The sequence below is a fragment of the Ferrovibrio sp. GW821-FHT12B10 genome (genome assembly GCF_058807515.1).
Genome location: NZ_JBXAQT010000001.1, coordinates 1,041,998 through 1,061,236, shown reverse-complemented (window position 1 = coordinate 1,061,236; position 19,239 = coordinate 1,041,998). Strand labels below are relative to the sequence as shown.

Annotated in this window: 19 protein-coding genes; 14 read left to right on the top strand and 5 right to left on the bottom strand. The window is 64.0% G+C overall.

Annotated features, from left to right (window positions below; genetic code table 11):
- Nucleotides 1-100 precede the first annotated feature (100 nt).
- On the bottom strand, nt 101-1,075 hold the full coding sequence (locus AC1RRT_RS05400) for a TAXI family TRAP transporter solute-binding subunit (RefSeq protein ID WP_493012755.1): 975 nt from the start codon (nt 1,073-1,075) through the stop codon (nt 101-103).
- Nucleotides 1,076-1,328: 253 nt separating this feature from the next.
- Nucleotides 1,329-2,252 (bottom strand): LysR family transcriptional regulator, encoded by a 924-nt coding sequence (locus tag AC1RRT_RS05395; protein WP_493012754.1) that lies wholly within the window; start codon nt 2,250-2,252, stop codon nt 1,329-1,331.
- A 190-nt stretch (nt 2,253-2,442) separates the two neighbouring features.
- On the opposite strand from AC1RRT_RS05395, the gene AC1RRT_RS05390 reads away from it, so the two are divergent.
- Entirely contained in the window at nt 2,443-3,702 is a 1,260-nt protein-coding gene (locus AC1RRT_RS05390) for a D-amino acid dehydrogenase (protein WP_493012753.1), read from the top strand.
- 15 nt (nt 3,703-3,717) lie between these two features.
- On the opposite strand, the gene AC1RRT_RS05385 is transcribed toward AC1RRT_RS05390, so the two are convergent.
- From AC1RRT_RS05385 to AC1RRT_RS05375, 3 genes are read right to left on the bottom strand one after another with little or no spacing between them, the layout of a single operon-like run.
- Nucleotides 3,718-4,539, bottom strand: a complete 822-nt coding sequence (locus AC1RRT_RS05385) for a beta-keto acid cleavage family enzyme (RefSeq protein ID WP_493012752.1) — start codon at nt 4,537-4,539, stop codon at nt 3,718-3,720.
- Complete coding sequence (locus tag AC1RRT_RS05380; protein ID WP_493012751.1) at nt 4,539-5,873, bottom strand: aspartate aminotransferase family protein; 1,335 nt, start codon at nt 5,871-5,873, stop codon at nt 4,539-4,541. Before AC1RRT_RS05380 ends, AC1RRT_RS05385 begins: the two co-directional genes overlap by 1 nt.
- On the bottom strand, nt 5,870-6,781 hold the full coding sequence (locus AC1RRT_RS05375; RefSeq protein WP_493012750.1) for a MurR/RpiR family transcriptional regulator: 912 nt from the start codon (nt 6,779-6,781) through the stop codon (nt 5,870-5,872). The genes AC1RRT_RS05380 and AC1RRT_RS05375 overlap by 4 nt, the downstream gene beginning before the upstream one ends.
- 134 nt (nt 6,782-6,915) lie before the next feature.
- Between AC1RRT_RS05375 and AC1RRT_RS05370 the strand changes: the two genes are divergently transcribed.
- The 13 genes from AC1RRT_RS05370 (at nt 6,916) to AC1RRT_RS05310 (ending at nt 19,186) form a co-directional block, all read left to right on the top strand.
- Nucleotides 6,916-7,824, top strand: coding sequence for a LysR family transcriptional regulator (locus AC1RRT_RS05370; protein WP_493012749.1), 909 nt, complete (start codon nt 6,916-6,918; stop codon nt 7,822-7,824).
- Nucleotides 7,825-7,942: 118 nt separating this feature from the next.
- Nucleotides 7,943-8,746, top strand: a complete 804-nt coding sequence (locus tag AC1RRT_RS05365) for a putative hydro-lyase (protein ID WP_493012748.1) — start codon at nt 7,943-7,945, stop codon at nt 8,744-8,746.
- A gap of 24 nt (nt 8,747-8,770) precedes the next feature.
- Nucleotides 8,771-9,844, top strand: coding sequence for a TRAP transporter substrate-binding protein (locus tag AC1RRT_RS05360; RefSeq protein ID WP_493012747.1), 1,074 nt, complete (start codon nt 8,771-8,773; stop codon nt 9,842-9,844).
- Between the two features lie 7 nt (nt 9,845-9,851).
- The gene (locus tag AC1RRT_RS05355) at nt 9,852-10,493 is read left to right on the top strand and encodes a TRAP transporter small permease subunit (protein WP_493012746.1); all 642 of its coding nucleotides are present in this window, start codon (nt 9,852-9,854) and stop codon (nt 10,491-10,493) included.
- Nucleotides 10,490-11,857 carry a TRAP transporter large permease gene (locus AC1RRT_RS05350; protein ID WP_493012745.1) on the top strand — a complete coding sequence of 456 codons (1,368 nt, stop codon included), beginning with the start codon at nt 10,490-10,492 and terminating at the stop codon, nt 11,855-11,857. Before AC1RRT_RS05355 ends, AC1RRT_RS05350 begins: the two co-directional genes overlap by 4 nt.
- An 11-nt stretch (nt 11,858-11,868) precedes the next feature.
- On the top strand, nt 11,869-12,549 hold the full coding sequence (locus AC1RRT_RS05345) for a DUF2848 domain-containing protein (RefSeq protein WP_493012744.1): 681 nt from the start codon (nt 11,869-11,871) through the stop codon (nt 12,547-12,549).
- A gap of 25 nt (nt 12,550-12,574) precedes the next feature.
- Nucleotides 12,575-13,303 (top strand): 5-oxoprolinase subunit PxpB, encoded by a 729-nt coding sequence (gene pxpB, locus AC1RRT_RS05340; RefSeq protein WP_493012743.1) that lies wholly within the window; start codon nt 12,575-12,577, stop codon nt 13,301-13,303.
- The gene (locus AC1RRT_RS05335) at nt 13,300-14,364 is read left to right on the top strand and encodes a 5-oxoprolinase subunit C family protein (protein ID WP_493012742.1); all 1,065 of its coding nucleotides are present in this window, start codon (nt 13,300-13,302) and stop codon (nt 14,362-14,364) included. Before pxpB ends, AC1RRT_RS05335 begins: the two co-directional genes overlap by 4 nt.
- Before the next feature lie 15 nt (nt 14,365-14,379).
- A complete protein-coding gene (locus AC1RRT_RS05330) occupies nt 14,380-15,153 on the top strand; it encodes a LamB/YcsF family protein (protein WP_493012741.1) in 774 nt (257 codons plus the stop codon).
- Between the two features lie 76 nt (nt 15,154-15,229).
- The gene (locus AC1RRT_RS05325) at nt 15,230-15,895 is read left to right on the top strand and encodes a TetR/AcrR family transcriptional regulator (protein WP_493012740.1); all 666 of its coding nucleotides are present in this window, start codon (nt 15,230-15,232) and stop codon (nt 15,893-15,895) included.
- Between the two features lie 120 nt (nt 15,896-16,015).
- Complete coding sequence (locus AC1RRT_RS05320) at nt 16,016-17,035, top strand: Bug family tripartite tricarboxylate transporter substrate binding protein (protein ID WP_493012739.1); 1,020 nt, start codon at nt 16,016-16,018, stop codon at nt 17,033-17,035.
- A gap of 74 nt (nt 17,036-17,109) precedes the next feature.
- Complete coding sequence (locus AC1RRT_RS05315) at nt 17,110-17,646, top strand: tripartite tricarboxylate transporter TctB family protein (RefSeq protein ID WP_493012738.1); 537 nt, start codon at nt 17,110-17,112, stop codon at nt 17,644-17,646.
- Between the two features lie 13 nt (nt 17,647-17,659).
- Nucleotides 17,660-19,186, top strand: coding sequence for a tripartite tricarboxylate transporter permease (locus AC1RRT_RS05310; RefSeq protein WP_493012737.1), 1,527 nt, complete (start codon nt 17,660-17,662; stop codon nt 19,184-19,186).
- The last annotated feature ends 53 nt before the right edge of the window (nt 19,187-19,239 follow it).

The window sequence follows — 19,239 nt, the reverse complement described above, 5'->3', positions numbered from 1 at the left end:
GGATTTTTATCGCCGCTCGCAGGCGGATGGCGGACGCGGAAGCGTCGCCGCAATACTGAATGGGCGGCCCTTGCGGGGCCGCCCATCTTCGCTGCTGGACTTACATCCAGCCCTTTTCCTTGTAGTACTTGACCGCGCCGTCATGCAGCGGGGCCGAGTTGCCGTCCTTGACCATCGCCTTCGGGTCGAGATTCGCGAAAGCGGGGTGCAGCTTTTTGAATTCCTCGAAGTTCTCGAAGGTGGCCTTGACCAGCTGATAGACGGTCTCGGTATCTACCTTCGACGAGGAGACCAGCGTGGCCAGCACGCCGTAGGTCTGCGTCGCCTGCGGGTTGTTGCTGTACAGGCCGGCCGGGATGGTGGCTTTGGCGTAGTAGGAGTTGGTGGCAACCAGCTTGTCGACGGCCGGACCGGTCAGCGAGACCAGCTTGGCGCCGCAACTCGTCGTCGGGTCCTGGATGTTGGCCGAGGGATGGCCGACGCCGTAGAAGAAGCCGTCGATCTTGTTGTCGCACAGCGCCGGGCCGTGCTCGTCAGCCTTCAACTCGGAGGCGAGTGCGAAGTCGCTCAACTTCCAGCCAAGCGCGCTGATGAACTCTTCCAGCGAGTTGCGGGTGCCGGAGCCGGGGTTGCCGACGTTGAAGCGCTTGCCCTTGAAGTCTTCGAACTTGGTGATGTTGGCTTCCTTGCGGGCCAGAACCGTGAAGGGCTCCGGATGCAGCGAGAAGACCGAACGCAGTTCCTTGAACTCGCCGGCGTCCTTGAACGGACCGAGGCCCTTGAGCGCCTGGTAGTGCACGTCGGACTGGGTGGTGCCGAAGTCCAGTTCGCCGCCCTTGATGGTGTTGACGTTGTAGGCCGAGCCACCGGTCGATTCAACCGAGCAGCGGATGCCATGGGCCTTGCGGTCCTTGTTCAGCAGGCGGCAGATCGCGCCACCGGCCGCGTAATACACGCCGGTCACGCCGCCGGTGCCGATGGTGACGAACTTCTGCTGCGCCATGCTGGCGCCTGGCAGGGCGGCCAGAAGGGCCGCGCCGAGCGCGCCCGCCGCAAGCTTGTTAGCAAACTGCATGATAACTTCTCCTCCGTTTTTGGCCGCCGCCGAGATTGACGATGGCCGCGAATACTGTTGATGACCGTCAAGCATGGAAACGCGCGAGACGGAATCGGACAGAGGCTGGGATTCTATAAGCCCAATGCACCCCGTTGCATGACGAGCCCCCTCCGTGCACCGCTTTGTGATAGCGGAAACCCTGTCTGTTCCGCCATGCGTATCGGTACCTCTTCCATAACTCTATGGTATGGACACCGTCCAGACCATATCGTCAAGCCCGTAAAGGTCGTTTTGCCGCGACCAGCGCGGCGGAAACGGCCTTCTCGGTCTGAGCCAGCAGCGCGCTGAATTTCCGCGCCAGCACCGAGGCCGGCTGGTGCTTGGCGCGGATCGCCTGCACCGAAAAACCGATAGTGGGCTGCAGCGGGCGGGCGACCACCAGGCTGGGGTCATGGGCAGCGGCAGTATACTGGTCGACGATCGCGGCACCGGCGCCGCGGGAAACCAAGGAAAGTGCGATCTGGTTGGTCTTGACCTCGACGATCGGCCGCAGCTCGACGTCGGAGAGCTTCACGGCCGCGCCAAAGGCAGCCCCCAGCGGATCGTCGCTGCGCAGGCCGATGAAGGGATGCTTGCGGAACCAGTCCAGCTTCACGGTCGGCGGCAGTTGGCTTTCCATTGCCTTGGGAAAAATCCCGTAGAACTGCGCATCCGCCAAGATCTGGATTTCCAGCCCGGGATGCGGCTGCACGTCGAATCCGATGCCCAGTTCCACTTCGTGGTTCAGCACCACGCGCACCAGGTCGGCATACTGGCGGGTCTCGACCTCAAAGCTGACATCGGCATGCTTCTGGCGGAAGCGCGTGATCGCCAGCGGAATCAGGTCGATGCACAGCGCGGGCGCTGCGGCGATGCGCAGATGGCCGGTCGTCGCGGCACCCAGGTTGCGCGAGAGTTTGCGCAGGTTGTCCAGGCCGCTGATGATGCGCTCGCTCTCGGCATGCAGCACCTGACCCTCGCGGGTCGGCAGCAGGCGGCCCTTCACGCGGTCGAACAGGCGATAGCCGAGCTGGTCTTCGGCGCGCAGCAGCAGGCGGGTGGCGGCCGGCTGCGAGATGTTGAGGAGTTTTGCGGCCGCCGTGATCGTGCCGGTCAGCATGATGGCGTGGAAGACTTCCAGATGACGGAGCTGCATTTTGGGGCCGGGCTTGGGCGGGAAATGGATCGCTGCACTGTAGCGTCGGGGCGGATTTTGCCAAGGGCCGGCATAACTCAATGTTATGGACGATACCTGCATCGGCAGTGGCCGGTGCCCGACCTTCACGCCTAGCCTGAAAGCCTTACGCTGCCGGCCGGTCGTTGCTGCGCGGCGACATGGAGCTATCATGAATATCGTGGTGATCGGATCTGGCGTGGTGGGAATGACGACGGCCTGGCGGCTGACGCAGGATGGCCATCGCGTCACCGTGGTCGATCGCGCACCGACGACGGCGCAGGGCGCCAGCCATGCCAATGGCGCGCAGCTGAGCTATTCCTATGTTGCGCCGCTGGCGGCGCCATCGGTATGGTTCGACCTGCCGAAATACCTGTTCAGCCGCAATTCGCCGGTGCGCTTCCGCCCCACCTTCGATCCATTCCAGTATCGCTGGCTGCTGAAATTCCTCGCTGCCTGCACGCAGGCCGAAGCGCTGGCCACCACCGACAAGCTGTTGCGTTTGGCTTATCTGAGTCGCGACGTGCTGCATGCCGCCAACGACATCCATGGCTTGGATTTCGTCTGGAGCCGCGCGGGCAAGCTGGTGTTGCAGGGCGACGCCGCGGGCCTCGATGGCGCCCGCGCCCAGGTCGAGTATCAAAGCAAACTCGGCAGCGTGCAGCAGGTGCTGGATCGCGACGGCTGCCTGAAGATTGAGCCGGCGCTGAAAACCATCGCGCATCGTATCCATGGCGGTGTCTATACCGCTGACGAGGAGGCCGGCGATCCCTACCGCCTGTGCATGGGCATCGAAAGCCTGCTGACCGGCGACAACAGCGGCGTGCAGTTCGTCTATGGCGCGCGCGTGCGCCGGCTGCTGCGGGCCGGCAACCGCCTGCTCGGCGTCGAGACTACCGGCGGCGATGTGCTGGAGGCCGATGCCTATGTGCTGGCGGCCGGCGTGGCCAGCCGTCGCCTTGGGCTGACGGCCGGCCTCGATTTGCCGATCTATCCGATCAAGGGTTACAGCCTGTCGCTGCCGATTGTGAAGGACGAGGCGACGCCGCGCGTCTCGGTCACCGATACCGCCTACAAGGTGGTCTATGCGCGCCTGGGCGAGAAGCTGAGGGTGGCCGGTATGGCCGACATCGTCGGCTTGGATGACAGCATCGATCCAGCGCGTCTCGGCCTGCTGGTCGAGCAGGCGCGCGAGACTTTCCCGGCGGCGTCCACCTGGCAGCAGATGGAACCCTGGACCGGCCTGCGCCCGGCGACGCCGAAAGGCCTGCCGATCCTGAATGGCAGCGGTGTCGACAACCTGCTGCTCAATGTCGGCCATGGCGCGCTCGGTTTCACGCTGGCCTTCGGCTCGGCTGAAGTGATTGCGGCTTCGATCAGCGGCCGGCCGTCGCCGGTGCCGCTGAACGATTTCGCCCTAAATGCCGCGTAAAAACCAGGCACCGCCCTAGCGCAGCTTTTCCAGATAGGCGCGCGCCGCTGCTGCATCGGCGATGGTGCGGCCCATCACGGCGGCGTGCTGGATGGTCTGGCGCACCAGCGCCGCATTGTCCGGCGCCGGGCTGCCATCGCTGAGCAGCGTGTTGTTCTCGAAGCCTATGCGGGCGTGGCCGTTCAAGCCCAGAGCGGTTAGCGCGCAGGCCGATTCCTTGGGGCCGAAGGCGCAGACGGCGAAATCGCCGTCGCTCGCCGTCCAGTCCTGCAGGAAAGGCAGCAGGTCGGCCGGCTCCGAACGCTGGCCGGCGGTATAGCGCCCCAGTACGAACAGCACGAAATGTCGGTCTCCCGGGATGATGCCGCGCGCCTTCAGCTCGTGGAAACGCTGCACATCCTCAGCGGCATAGAGGATATACTGCATCATCACGCCGGCCTTGTAGAGTTCAGTCAGGAAGGCGCCGCCCTCCGTTTCAGCTTCCGCATCGGGCAGGATCTCGCGGACCGCCAGGCTGCAGGCTTCCGGCATCAGGGCGCGCATCGCCGCCATCTGTTCGTGGCGGTTATAGACGCCGGCGGCTTCCGAGGTCGCCTGGATGATCAGCGCATCGCCGGCCTCGCGCCGCACCGCCTTGATGGCGGCGCGATAGAGATCGGCATCCAGCGAATGCTTGCCGCTGCCCGGCTCGCGCACATGCAGGTGGATCATGGCGGCCCCGGCATCGCGGCATTGCGCGGCGCAGAGGCCGAGTTCGTCGGCGGTCAGTGGCACGGCCGGATGATCGGCCTTCAGCTTGCGTGCTCCGTTGGGTGCAACAGCGATGATGGCAGACATCAGGCCACCGCCTTCAGCGAGACATCGACGGCCTCGCCCAGCTTGTCGACGATGGTGTTGATGTCCTCCGCGGTGCAGATGAAGGGCGGCGCGAGCAGGACATGGTCGCCATGCAGGCCGTCGATGGTGCCACCCATCGGATAGACCATCAGGCCGAGATTCATTGCTTCCTGCTTGATGCGGGCATGCAGCTTCTTGGCCGGATCGAAGGTGGCCTTGCTGGCGCGATCCTGCACCAGCTCGATGGCCTGAAACAGGCCGCGGCCGCGGATGTCTCCGACATGGCGATGGTTGCCGAAGCGGTCCTGCAGGCGGTCCATCAGATGTGCACCCATCGCTTGCACATTGTGCAGCAGGTGGTCGCGTTCGATTACCTGCTGCACCGCCATGGCGGCGGCGCAGGCCATCGGGTGGCCCAGATAGGTATGGCCGTGCTGGAAGAAGCCCGAGCCGTTTTTGAAGGCGTCGAAAATCTTCTGCGACAGCAGCGTGGCGCCGATCGGCTGGTAGCCGCCGCCCAGGCCCTTGGCGATGGTCATGATGTCGGGCGAAATGCCCTCCTGCTCGCAGGCATGCAGCGTGCCGGTGCGACCCATGCCACACATCACCTCGTCCAGGATCAGCAATACGCCATACTGGTCGCAGATCTCGCGAATGCGCTTGAAATAGCCCGGTGCGGCAGTCACGGCACCCAGCGTCGCGCCCACGACGGGCTCGGCGACGAAAGCGATCACGCTGTCCTTGCCAAGCTCCAGGATTTTGGCCTCCAGTTCGTCGGCGGCGCGCCGGCCATAGGCTTCCGGCGACTCGTCATCGTGGCGGTCGCGATACTCAAAGCAGGGTGCGATGTGATGTGCCTCGATCAGCATCGGAGCGAATTGCTGGCGTCGCCAAGCATTGCCGCCGACCGACAAAGCACCAACCGTGTTGCCGTGATAGCTCTGCCGGCGGGCGATGAAATGCTTGCGCTGTGGCTCGCCGCGTTCGACGTGATACTGGCGCGCCATCTTGAGCGCAGCCTCGATTGCCTCCGAACCGCCGGAGACGTAATAGACATGGCTGATGCCCTTGGGCGCGGTGGCGATCAGGCGGTCGGCCAGCGTCTCGGCCGGTTCGGTGGTGAAGAAGCTGGTATGGGCAAAGGCCAGCTTGTCGGCCTGCTCATGCATGGCGCGCGTGATGTCGGGATGACCGTGGCCCAGGCAGCTCACCGCCGCGCCGCCCGAGGCATCGATATAGCGCTTGCCGGTGGCATCGATGATGCGGATGCCTTCGCCGCCGACGGCGACCGGATAGGTATGAGTGATGCTGCGGTGAAGAATACGGCTCGTCATGACTTGGGCTTTCTGCGGGAGGGTTTGCGAGACCAGTAGGTGGAAAAGGCGCCGAGCTGGCTCTCGGCGTTGGCGATGGCGCTGAGCGCCTTGTCGCCGGCCCGCGCCGCCACCAGCGCGATCAGGGTTTCGGCTGCGGCGAAGGCGGGCGTGACGGCGTGGAAGAAGGAGGGTGTCTCGGTCGAGACCAGCAGGCTGCGCTGGGCCAGGCCGGCAATCGGCGAAACGCGGCTGTCGGTGATGGCGATGACGCTGCAGCCGCGTTCGCGGGCATAATGCAGGCGTTCGATGGTGGCGCTGGCATAGGGCGCGACGCTGATCGCCAGCAGAACGTCATCTGCGCCGGCATGGCGCAGCGGGTCGATCCCGGTATCGCCGGCGCCGTCCAGCAGCACGCCGTTGTCGCGGAAGAGGCCGTGCACGTACTGCGCCTGGAAGGCAACGGCGTAGCAGGACCGCAAGCCCAGGAAATACACACGGCGTGCTTTTTCCAGCAGGCCGGCGGCGGCGATCAGATTGCTGATCCCGGCTTCGTCATGGCTGTTGGCGATATGCTCCGCCATGGCCCAGCCGATCTGCGCGGCCAACGCGGCATCGCCGCCCTTCTGCTGGCGGCGCTGCAATTGACCGGCGCGGGCGCTGAAGCCGGCGCCGGCCGGCATCTGGCTGCGGCGTAGCGCTGCAGCCTGCAGGTCGCGGAAAGCGGCGTAATCTGCAAAGCCCAGCTCGCGGGCCAGCCGTGTCATGGTGACGGGTGGTACCCCGGCGCGGCGGGCCTGCTCGCGCATGGAGAGCAGCGCCACGTCGTCGGGGTTTTCCAGCACGAAGCGCGCCGCCGTCTGCAACTGCGGCGGCAGACCGGAAAAGGCGGCGGCAATGCGGTCGGCGAGCGATTGCTGCTGGATCATGGTCGGGATTGAACCGCAGCAGGCAAGGGTTTGCAACAATTGATTCAAGTTAATCAACAATGGAACACTTGTTTCATTGCGGATAGGTGATAAGCCGGGCTTATAGTCTCCCGGCTTTTCCATCGGGGCAGGCCATGGCCGATCTACGTAATCTCGAAACCTTTGTCTGGGTCGCCCATCTTGGCGGCTTCCGTTCGGCGGCCGAAAAGCTCAACACCACACAGCCAGCGGTGTCGCAGCGCATCGCGCAGCTGGAGACCGAACTGGGCGTGCGGCTCTTCGATCGCGAGCCGCGCGGCGTGGCGCTGACCGCCAAGGGCAACGAGCTGCTACCCTATGCCGAACGCATGCTGCAGCTCCACGCCGACCTGGTGCATGCGGCGCATGAGAAGAAGGCGATGCGCGGCATCGTGCGGCTCGGCGTTGCTGAAACCATCGTGCATACTTGGCTGTCGAAACTGATTGAACGCATGCATACGGTCTATCCTGCGCTGACGCTGGAGATCGAGGTCGATACATCGCCGCTGCTGCGCGAACGCCTGCTGGCGCACCAGCTCGACATCGCCTTCGTGCTGGGGCCGATCAGCGAACCTCGTATGAAAAACGTGGCTTTATCGAGCTACCCGCTGGCCTGGATCGCCAGCCCTGCGCTCGATCTTGGTGCCGACCCGGTGCCGCTCTCGGTGCTGGCGCGCTGGCCCATTATCACCTATCCGCGTAATACCCGGCCCTATATCACCATCCGCGAGATGATGACGCGTTCCGACATGCCGTCGCTTCGCATGTATGGCAATGCCTCTCTTTCAACCATTGTGCGCATGACGCTGGACGGCATCGGCATTTCGGCGATTCCGCCGCTGATCATCCGCCGCGAGCTTTCGGAAAAACGCCTACGTATCGTCAAGGCGGAACAGAATCTGCCTGATCTGAATTTTCATGCCTGCTACCCGGTCAAACCCGACAGCTATCTGGCCGAAGCGGTGACCGAGATCGCGCGCGAGATGGCGGCATCCGAGGCGAAGCGCCGGCAGAAGCGCCACTAAAATCATCGCATCGCCCGATTTTTGACCGATAAGAAATTCTTATAGGCTGCCATCGGAACTACCGATTGGACAGTCATGCGCCTGTCATGATGCGATGTGCGCGGGACAGGAGGAGTGAATGAACGCCATCGCATCAGGAACCATCTATGCCAGCGGCCGCGAGGCCCGGCAGGCGATCCGTCGCGGCGATCATCGCGGCCCCACCGCCGGCATTGCGCCGGGTTTCGTGCAGGGCAATCTGGCGATCCTGCCCAAGGCGCTCGCCGATGATTTCTTCCGCTTCTGCCAGTTCAATCCCAAGCCCTGCCCGCTGATCGGCGCCTCCGAGCCCGGCGATCCGCGCATTCCGGCACTGGGCGAAGACCTCGACATCCGCACCGACATCCCGCTCTACCGCATCTGGCGCGACGGCAAGCTGGTTGAGGAGGTGCGCGACCTGAAATCCGTGTGGCGCGATGATCTCGTCGCTTTCCTGATCGGCTGCTCGTTTTCGTTTGAGGAAGCGCTGATCGAGGATGGCATCCCGCTTCGCCATATCGCAGCCGGCACCAACGTGCCGATGTACCGGACCAACATTGAGACGACGGCAGCCGGCCCATTCCGTGGTCCGCTGGTGGTGTCGATGCGACCGCTGAAGCCGGCGGATGCGATCCGCGCCGTGCAGATCACCTCGCGTTTCCCCGCCGTGCATGGCGCGCCCGTCCATCTGGGCAAGCCCGAGCTGCTCGGCATCAAGGACATCATGGCGCCCGATTACGGCGACCCGGTCGAGGTGAAGGCCGACGAACTGCCGGTCTTCTGGGCCTGTGGCGTCACGCCCCAGTCGGTGATCGCCACCGTTAAGCCTGAATTCTGCATCACGCACGCACCTGGCCACATGCTGGTGACCGATCTGAAGAATAGTCGATTAGCCGTCCTATAAGTCTTTCCATTCCAACAGGGGGTAATGATGACGATGAAGACGCTTCTCACGGCGGTCAGTCTGATGGCTGCCACTGCCATGCCCGTTCTGGCCCAAGGCCTGCCGGCCGGCCCGAAGGTTTCGATCACCATGGCGACGCAGCCGGGTCCGGCTCTGCCGCAATACAGCAAGGTCGACGTGCCGATGCTGAAGGAAGGCGTGCCGGTCAAGAGCGGTGGCCGCATCGACATCAAATTGGCCAGCTGGCCGGAAATGAACCTGAACGGGCCTGAGATCATCCGTCTCGTGCGCGCCGGTCAGGTCGATATTGGCGCGGCGCCGCTCGCCACCGTTTCGGGCGACGTGCCCTTCCTGGATGGCGCCGATCTCGCCGGCCTCAACCCCACCATCGAGCAGGCCCGCAAAGTGGTCGATGCGCTGGTGCCGCTGGCCAATCGCGAGCTCGAGCGTTTCAACACGCGTATCGTGGCGGTCTATCCCTTCCCGGCGCAGGTGCTGTTCTGCCGCACGCCGGTGGCGGCGCTGGCCGATCTGAAGGGCAAGAAGGTCCGCACCAACGGCGGTTCGATGAACGACTTCATGAACTATATCGGCGCGCAGCCGATCGCCATCGGTTTCCCGGAAGTCTACGGCGCGCTGGAGCGCGGCGTGGCCGATTGTGCCATCACTGGCACTTCGTCGGGCAATGGCGCGAAGTGGTATGAAGTGGCCAAGCACATGTACACGCTGCCGCTCAGCTGGTCGACCTCGGCCTACATGGTGAACGTGCAGTGGTGGAACAAGCTGGACCCCGCCGTGCGTGACTTCATGACCAAGACTATGAAGGAAGTCGAGGATGCCCAGTGGAAGCTTGGCGCCGAAGCCACCGAAGACGGCATTGCCTGCAACAGCGGCAAGGCCGAAGGCTGCAAGATCGGTACCGTGGTGACCAACGCCCCGATGACCATCGTGCGCGAGAAGCCGGCCGATGTTGCGCTGCTGCGCCAGGCCGTGGGTGACGCCGTGCTGCCCGCCTGGGTCAAGCGCTGCGGCGAGCGTTGCGGCAAGGTCTACGAGCAGGTGATCGCCCCGATCACCGGCGTGCCGCTGAAGAACTGATCCGCTCATGACCGCCACTCCTCCGGCGGCTGGCGCCGCTGCGGCTTCTGCCGCAGCGGCCGCCAAACTCCGCCATGTCATTGAGGCCGTCAGCCGTTGGATGAATTACACGGCGGGCTGGGTCTTCGTGTTTTGCGCGCTGTTCGTCACCTTCGACGTGCTGGCGCGCGCCTTCCTCGGATTTTCTTCGCAGTCGACCACCGAGATGACCGGCTACATGCTGGCCTTCGGCATCGCCTGGGGTCTGCCGCATGCGCTGGCCACCCGCAACCATGTCCGCATTGACATGGTGTTGAACAAGGTGCCGCTGCGCGGCCGCCAGTATCTACATCTCTTCGCGCTCGCCCTGCTCGGCATGCTGGCGGGTTTCTTGAGCTTCGGCGCCATCGAACTGGTGCAGGAAAGCCAGGATTTCGGCGCTACCGACAACAGCCTGCTGCATACCCCGCTGGTGATCCCGCAGGGACTGTGGGCCATCGGTATCGTGGTCTTTTTCGTGCTGATCGTGGCCATGGTCATCGAGACGCTGCTGCTGATTCTCGCCGGGCGCCCCGATGCGGTCGATGCATTGCTCGGCCCCCGTACTTATACCGAAGAGGCGGCCGAGGCGCTCGAAGCTGTCGCCGTCAGCCGACAGGATACGAAATGATTGCCGTTGTCTTTCTGCTGATCCTGCTCGGCATCACCGTCGCCAGCGCGCTCACTGGCGGCGGCAACGCGCCAGTCGCCGAAATCATCCTGCTGGTCGGCGTGATGTGCACCTTCTTCGGCTCCGGCGTCTATATCGGCGCCGCGCTCGGCGCGCTCGGCCTGCTGGCCGGCTTCGCCTTCTCGGATCGGCCTTTCTGGAACTTCATCGGCCAGATGATCTGGGGGCCAAGCTCCAGCTTCGTGCTGGTCGCCGTGCCGCTGTTTCTGCTGATGGGCGAGATTCTCTTGCGCGCCGGGCTGTCCGACAAGCTCTATCGCGCGCTGAATGTCTGGCTCAACCGTCTACCCGGTGGCCTGCTGCACACCAATATCGCCGCCAGCGCCATCTTCTCGGCGATCTCCGGCTCCAGCGTGGCGACCGCCGCCACCATGGGCTCGGTGGCTCTGCCTTTCTTCAAGAACACCAAATACAGCCCGAAGATGGTGCTGGGTTCGCTGGCCGCCGGCGGCGCACTGGGCAACCTGATTCCGCCGGGCATCACCTTCATCATCTATGGTCTGATCACCGAGACCTCGGTAGGCGCGCTCTATATCGCGGCCCTGGGCCCCAGCCTGCTGGTGGTGGTGCTGTTCGTTGGGCTGATCGTGCTGCATGGCCTGCGCAATCCCATCGCCGCCGAAGGCCCGGCGATTCCGCTCAGCGAGAAGATCGCCAGCCTGAAGGACCTGATCCCGACTGCGCTGCTGATTCTGCTGGTGCTCGGCACCATCTATGCCGGCATCGCCACGCCGACCGAGGCGGCGGCGCTCGGTGTCACCGGCGCCATCGTCTTCGCGCTGGTCGGGCGCAAGCTGACCTGGAAGATGCTGCATGACTCGGCTGAGGCGACCGCGCGCACCACGGCGATGATCGGCCTGATCTTGTTCGGCGCCTATCTCCTCAACTTCATTCTCACCAGCCTGCGCGTGCCGCAGATGATGGCGGACACGGTGGCGGGCCTGCCGCTGCCGGGCTGGGCCATCGTTGCGCTGATCATCGGCTTCTATCTGGCGCTTGGCACCTTCATGGAAGGCTTTTCCATGATCCTGACCACCATCCCGATCGTTTTCCCGATCGTGAAGGCGCTGGGCTACGATCCGATCTGGTTTGGCGTCATTGTCACCATGCTGGTCGAGATCGCCATGATCAGTCCGCCCGACGGCACCGTGCTCTACGTGTTGCAGGGCATGAGGCCGGATCGCGGCCCGATCAGCGACGTCTTCTCTGGTGTCATGCCCTTCATGCTGGTCTATATCTTCGCCATCGTGCTGATGATGATTTGGCCGGGCATCGCGCTCTGGCTGCCGACTCAGTTTAATTGAGGATTACCGTTATGCTGACCTTCGACCGTTTCTGGCAGGATCGCCGCGACCGCATTGCCGTGCAGATCGACACGCTGATCGTCGCCGGCTGGGCCGGGCGCGATGCCCATGCCATCGAACATCATATCGAGGAACTGGCGGCCATTGGTGTGCCGCGCCCCAGCAGCGTGCCGCTGTTCTATCGCATCGGCACAGGCCAGCTCAGCCAGACCACGCATCTGCAGGTGCTCGGTCCGGATACGTCGGGTGAAGTGGAGCCTGTCATCGTTGCTCTGGCGGACGGCCTCTGGGTCACGCTCGGTTCCGATCATACCGACCGCAAGGCGGAGGCCGCCGGCGTGGCGCTGTCCAAGCAGCTCTGCTCGAAGGTGGTCGGCACCGGCCTGTGGCGTTACGACGACGTGGTGAAGCACTGGGACCAGCTGATCCTGCGTGCCTGGGCCACCATTGACGGCAAGCGCGTGCTCTATCAGGAAGGCGCCGTCTCGGGCCTGCGCAGCCCCGACGACCTGATGACCCGCTATCGCAACGAGACCTCGCTGCCGCCCGGCACCCTGATGTTCGGCGGCACGCTTGGCGCCATCGGCGGCATCCGGCCTTCCACGCGGTTCGAATTCGAATTGGAAGACCCGGTGCTCAAGCGCAAGCTCGGCCATGCCTATGACGTCGAGGCGCTGCCTGTTGTAGCCTGAGCAGCGAAGCCGTAAGAACTGGATCATGACCGCCTATCCCCAGATCAGGTCCTTTGGCGACACCGCCTTCAGCGTCGAATTCGGCGAAGGCATCGACCGCGGCGTCAACGCCATGGTGATGGCGCTGCATGCCGCGTTGCGTGATGCGAAGCCGGAGGGTCTGGTCGAGACCTTGCCGTCCTTCCGCGCGTTGCTGGTGCAGTACGACCCGCTGGTCACCAGCCGGGCCGATCTGGAAGCGCAGGTGCGCGGGCTGTTCAGTGGCCTGAAGCCCGAGCAGCGCGGCGGCCGGCTCTGGCGCCTGCCGGTTTGCTATGCTGTGGATTGTGCGCCGGATCTCAACGAGGTGGCAGAACGCTGCAAGGTCACGCCCGAGCAGGTGGTGAAAATCCATACGGATGGGCGGTATTTTGTCTACATGCTCGGCTTCATGCCGGGCCTGGCCTATATGGGCGGCCTCGATGCGACGCTGCATCTGCCTCGCCGCAAGGAGCCGCGCATCAAGGTGCCGCAGAGTTCGGTGGCGATCGCGGAATCGATGACCACGATCTACCCCTGGGAAAGTCCGGGCGGTTGGCATTTGATCGGTCGTACGCCGCTGCGCCCCTTCGATGCTCGTCGGGCAGAGCCGATTCTGCTCGCTCCAGGCGATGAGGTGACCTATGCGGCGGTTTCGGCGAATGACTATGACGCGATTCTGCGGCAGGTGGAGCAGGGCGCGTTCGACTATGCCGCGCTGCAGGTGAAGTCATGACGGCCGATATTGCGAATGGCGGTACGCTGGATATCGCTGCGCCAGGCCTGATGACTTCGGTGCAGGACTTCGGCTGGCGCGGGCATCAGGCGCTCGGCATGCCGGTGGCCGGCGCCACCGATCCGCTGGCCTTGCGGCTGGTCAACAGACTGGTCGGCAACGCGGAAAATACCGGCGCACTGGAGATCGGGTTCCTCGGGCCCACTTTCACGGTGAATGCCGAGGCGGTGCGGATAGCTTTCGGCGGCGCGGCGAAACTGACCCTGCAGCCGGCTGGCAATGGCGATGCGCGGGCGCTGAAGCCCTGGCGCTCGGCGCTGCTTAAGCGTGGCGACAAGCTGACCATCGGTGCGGTGGAGGAGGGCAGCGTGGCCTATCTCGCCGTCGAAGGCGGCTTCGCTATTCCAGCCTTCATGGGCAGCCAGTCCACCTATATGCGCTCCGGTCTTGGCGGCTTCGAGGGCCGCGCACTGAGGGCTGGCGACAGGCTGCCGATCGCCAAAATTGCTGAAGAAAGCGATGAGCGTGAGCTGGCTGATGTCCCTGACTACGGCGGCGGGCCCATCCGTGTAGTGCTGGGTCCTCAGGATGATCGCTTCACTGAAACCGGCATCAGAACCTTCCTCTCGGCCACCTATACCGTCACCAAGGAAGCTGATCGCATGGGTATCCGGCTGGATGGCGAAGCAATCGAGCATCTGCGTGGCGCAGATATCGCGTCCGAGGGTGTGACCGGTGGCTCGATCCAGGTGCCGGGCAACGGCAAGCCGATCATCCTGATGGTCGACCGTCAGACCATCGGCGGCTACACCAAGATCGCCACCGTGATCTCGGCTGATCTGCCGCGCGTCGGCCGCATGAAACCGGGCGACACGCTCACCTTCGCGGCTGTCAGTGTGGCTGAGGCCGAGACGGCCCGGCGCAACCAGGAGCAGGCGTTGAAGCGGCTGATCGAGGGTATCCGCACGGCGTTGCCCGATGTCTATCTCGACCTGAATGCGCTATATACACAGAACCTGATCAGCGGCGCCGTGGATGCCCCCAGCGGGCACTGGCGCTAGACCCGCGAGGCCTCCATGACGCTCAAGACCAACCTCAACAGTGATCTCGGCGAAAGCTACGGCGCCTGGACCATGGGCGACGATGCGGCGATGCTGGCCGTGGTGGGTACCGCCAATGTCGCCTGCGGTTTCCATGCCGGCGACTGGAGTGTGATGCAGGCGACCGTCGCCGAAGCCGTGAAGAACGGCGTCTCCATTGGCGCGCATCCGTCCTATCCCGACCTGCAGGGCTTCGGTCGCCGCCCGATGACCATGAGCAACAAGGAAGTCGAGGCGCTGATGGCTTATCAGATCGGCGCGCTGATGGGCGTGGCGGCCACCAAGGGCGGCAAGGTCACCCATGTGAAGCCGCATGGCGCCATCAACAACAAGGCCGCCGTCGACATGGACCTTGCCATGGCACTGGCGCGCGGCATCGCCGGCGTGTCGAAAGACCTGATCTTCCTGGCGCCGGCCGGTTCGGCCATGGCCGCCGCCGCCGCCAAGCTCAACCTGCCGGTGGCGCAGGAGGTCTTCGCCGATCGCAATTACGACGACGACGGCAATCTGGTGCCGCGTGGTCAGGCCAATGCGATGGTGCATGACAATGACGAGGCGCTGCAGAACGTGCTGCGCATGGTGCAGGAACGCGCCATCGTCTCGGTCTCAGGCAAGCGCATCCCCTGCAACGTCGATTCCATCTGCGTGCATGGCGACAGCGCCGGCGCCGTCTCGATGGCCCGCCATATCCGCGCCGGGTTGGAACGGGCTGGGGTGAAGCTGGTCACTTTGCCCCAGATGCTGGGCTGATCCTGCGCCGTCTCCGGACGGCCGCCGCTTGACGGCTCCCCCTCCCGCCCGGCAAGACTGGGTGAGGGGAGACCGCATGCCGAAGTCAAAAACCGCCCAAGTTAAAACTGCCCGGCCCGATACCAAGCGCACCCGCCAGCCGGACGTGACGCGGCGCAACATCCTGGATGCGGCGCTGGTCGAGTTCGCCGCCAAGGGCCTGGCCGGTGCCCGCGTCGACGAGATCGCCGCGCGTTCGGGTTCCAACAAACGTATGATCTATGAGTATTTCGGCAACAAGGATGGCCTGTGGCTGACCGTGCTGGAGCGCGCCTATGAGCGCATGCGCGAGGAGGAGCACGCCATCGATGTCGCCCGCATGTCGCCCACCGACGGCATGCGCTACCTGATGGAATTCAATTTCAAATTCTGCTCGCGCAATCCGGAATTCATTGCGCTGCTGAATGCGGAAAACCTGCATAAAGCCAGCTTCCTCAAGGATTCCAAGAAAATCCGTGAACTGTATACGCCGCTGCTGGTGGTGATCACCGATCTGCTGCAGCGCGGTCAGCGCGAGGGCGTGTTCCGCAAGAATGTCGATCCGGTCGAGTTGTATACCACCATCGCCGCGCTCGGGTTTTTCTACTTCTCCAATATACACACGCTGTCGACCATTTTCGGCCGCAACCTGCTCAGCGCCAAGGAGCAGAAAATCCGTCTCGATCACTCGATTGCGGTCGTGCTGGGCTATCTGCGGCCCTGATCCATCAAAGGTCGAATTTCGTAACTGACCGGTTACTTCCCCGTTGACAAGTCTGCCCGGCATCGGAAATGCTGGGCGGATAACAAGGATCGACACGATCCATAAACGGAGGAGACCGCCATGCAAGGCAAGCTTGCTATTCGTACAGCCGTGGCCGCTTTTGTTGCCGGTGCCTTGGGCTTCGTCGCCCAGCCGGCCGCCGCGCAGACCTGGAAACCGACCCGCCCGATCACCGTGATCGTGCCCTGGGCCGCCGGCGGCTCCACCGACCAGGTGATCCGTATTACCGCAGCCGAACTGGAAAAGGAGCTCGGGCAGAAGATCGTCGTGGTCAATCAGCCTGGCGCGTCGGGCTCGATCGGCACCAAGAGTGTGCTGGAAGGCCAGAAGGACGGCTACACCTGGGCTTCGGGCGCCGCCAAGGATATCGGCTCCTATGCCGTGTCGGGCCTGCTCGACACCACCGCCAAGGACTGGGACTTCTATCTCACCGTGGCGAACCAGTCGGTGATCAGCGTCAATCCGAATACCCCGTACAAGAGCGTCGCCGATCTGCTGGCCGCCATGAAGGCCAAGCCGGGTGCGGTGTCGTTCGCCACGGCCGGCGTGAATTCCTCGGGCCATTACGGCTCGGAAGCGCTGTCGCGTGCGGCTGGCGCCACCTACAAGCATGTCTCCTATGATGGCGGCAATCCGGCGGTGATCTCCACCGTGGCCGGCGAGACCGAGGTGACCAGCCAACTCGGCGTCGAGCAGATCGAAATGATCCGTGGCAAGCGCCTGCGTGCACTGGCGGTGCTGTCCGACAAGCCGCTGGTCGTCGACGGCGTGCCGCCGATCGAGCCGATCACCAAGACGTTGCCGAACTTCCGCACCGAAACCAACTATTTCGGCATCTTCGTGCCGAAGGGCGCGCCGGCCGAAGTGACCGCCACGCTGAACAAGATCTGGGAAGAGAAGATCTCGAAGTCGGAAGCGCTGAAGAAGTATGCTGCCGACAAGGGTGCGATCTTCGATCCGCGCCATGGCGAAGATGCCAAGAAGGCCTCTTTCCCGGCGATCCAGGGCGCCGCCTGGATTTTGCAGGAAGGCGGCAAGGCCAAGATCAATCCGGAAACCATCGGCATTCCGAAGCCGTAAGGCAGGGTGAACGAAACGGCCGCCTGGCGTGATCCAAGCCGGGCGGCCGATTTGCTTTTGTGGGGAGTGCGATCATGAGTGCAGGTGGAGACGAGGTGAAAGCCGCAGCCGCGCGGGCCGATGTCTGGTGGGGCGTTGGCTGGGTGGTGCTCGGCATCGCCATCACCTGGGGTGCGGTGAAGATGGACCGCCTCGAGAATCTGCACATCAATCCCTATACGATCCCGGGCCTGTTGCCCGGCATCCTCGGCATCTTCATTGCTTTCTTCGGCGTGATCCTCGCCATTCGCGCGATCCGTGCCGGCGCTTTCTCCGTGCCCCGGGTGCAGGATGCCGAAGCGCAGGCGGAAGCGCGCATAGCCTGGCGGCGCGTCGGCGTTACGGCGGCAGTCTGCGTGGCCTTTGCGCTTGGGCTGATTGGCCGCGGGCTGCCCTTCTGGGCGACGGCAGCCGCCTTCATCTTCACCTTCGTGACGATCTTCCAGTGGAAGGAACGCGGCGCGGCGAACCAGCGCCTGCGCGGCCTGCTGGCCGCAGCCGGCGTTGCCATCGGCGGTGCCGCCGTCATCACCTTTATCTTCCAGGAACTCTTCCTGGTCCGGCTGCCGTAAGCGGGGAATCAGTATGTTCGAAGGTCTCATCCTGCTCGGCTCCTCGCTCGCCAGCTTTCTCGGTCCCTGGCAACTCTTCTATGCCTTCGGCGCCACGCTGGCCGGCATCCTGATCGGCTGCATGCCGGGCCTCAGCGCCACGCTGGGTATTGCGCTGTTCACCACGCTCACCATCCGGATGCCGCCCAATGACGCCATCCTGATCCTGATCTGCGCCTATTCGGGCGCGATCTATGGCGGCAGCCGCACCGCCATCCTGCTCAACATCCCGGGCACCGCCGCCAATGCCGCCGCCTGCCTCGATGGCTACCAGCTTGCGCGCCAGGGCCAGGCCGGGCGCGCCATGGGCATCGCCACCACCGGCTCGGTGGTCGGTTCGATCTTCGGCATCATCTGCCTGGCGCTGTTCACGCCGCTGCTGGGCGAAGTGGCGCTCACCTTCGGCGCCTTCGAATTCTTCTGGCTCACCATGTTCGGCGTGATGATGTCGGGCAGCATCACCGGCGAGGATGCGCTCAAGGGCTGGATCATGGGCTTCCTCGGCCTGTTCATCGCCCTGATCGGCCAGGACGGCATCCATGCCTATGACCGCTACAGCTTCGGCATCAGTGATCTGACCGGCGGCTTCTCGCTGATCCCGTCGCTGGTCGGCGCCTTCGGCTTCGCCGAAGTGCTGACCGTGATGAAGGAGCGGCAGGCGCGTCCGGCCATCCATACGGTGGACTCGGTGCTGCCGCGCTTTGGCGACGTGATCAAATACTGGCGCACCATTCTCCGGTCGGGTGTGATCGGCGTCTATGTCGGCATCCTGCCTGGGGTGGGCGAGGATATGGCAGCCTGGAGTTCCTATGCCGCCGCCCGTCGCGCCAGCAAGGAAAAGGAAAAATACGGTAAGGGTTCCATCGAGGGACTGATTGCGGCCGAGACCGGCGACAATGCCTCGATCCCCGGCGCCATCATCCCCTCGCTGGCGCTGGCCATTCCCGGCTCGGCGCCGGCCGCCGTGCTGCTGGCCGCCATGATGATCCACGGCGTGCGGCCGGGCCCGATGCTGATGATCGAAAGTCCGCAGTTCGTCTACGACGTGGTGGCGATGAACCTGATGGCCACCGTGGCCATGCTGTTCTTCGGCCTCTTCCTGGTGCGGCCGCTGCTGCTGGTGCTGCAGATTCCGCGCACCTACATCATGGCGATCATCTTCGTGCTCTGCACCGTAGGATCCTACTCGCTGGCCGGTCGCCTGTTCGATGTCTGGACCATGCTGGGCTTCGGCATCGCCGGCTACATCCTGCGGCAGAATGGCTATTCCATGGCGCCGCTGGTGTTGGGCTTGGTGCTGGGCGACCTGATGGACAAGAGCCTGCGGCGCGGCTTGGTGCTGTCGGATGGTGACCTGACGCCCTTCTTCACCCGGCCGATCTGCATCGTGCTCTGGGTGGTCGTCGCCATCATGCTGCTGATGAGCATCCCGACCACCAGCCGGATCATCCGTGGCCAGATTCAGGCCGTGAAAACGCGCCTCGGCTTCAACGGCGCCTGAAAAACAGGATGGATCGCGAATTGACCATACTGTCCGTTTTCCGTTATAAGTAA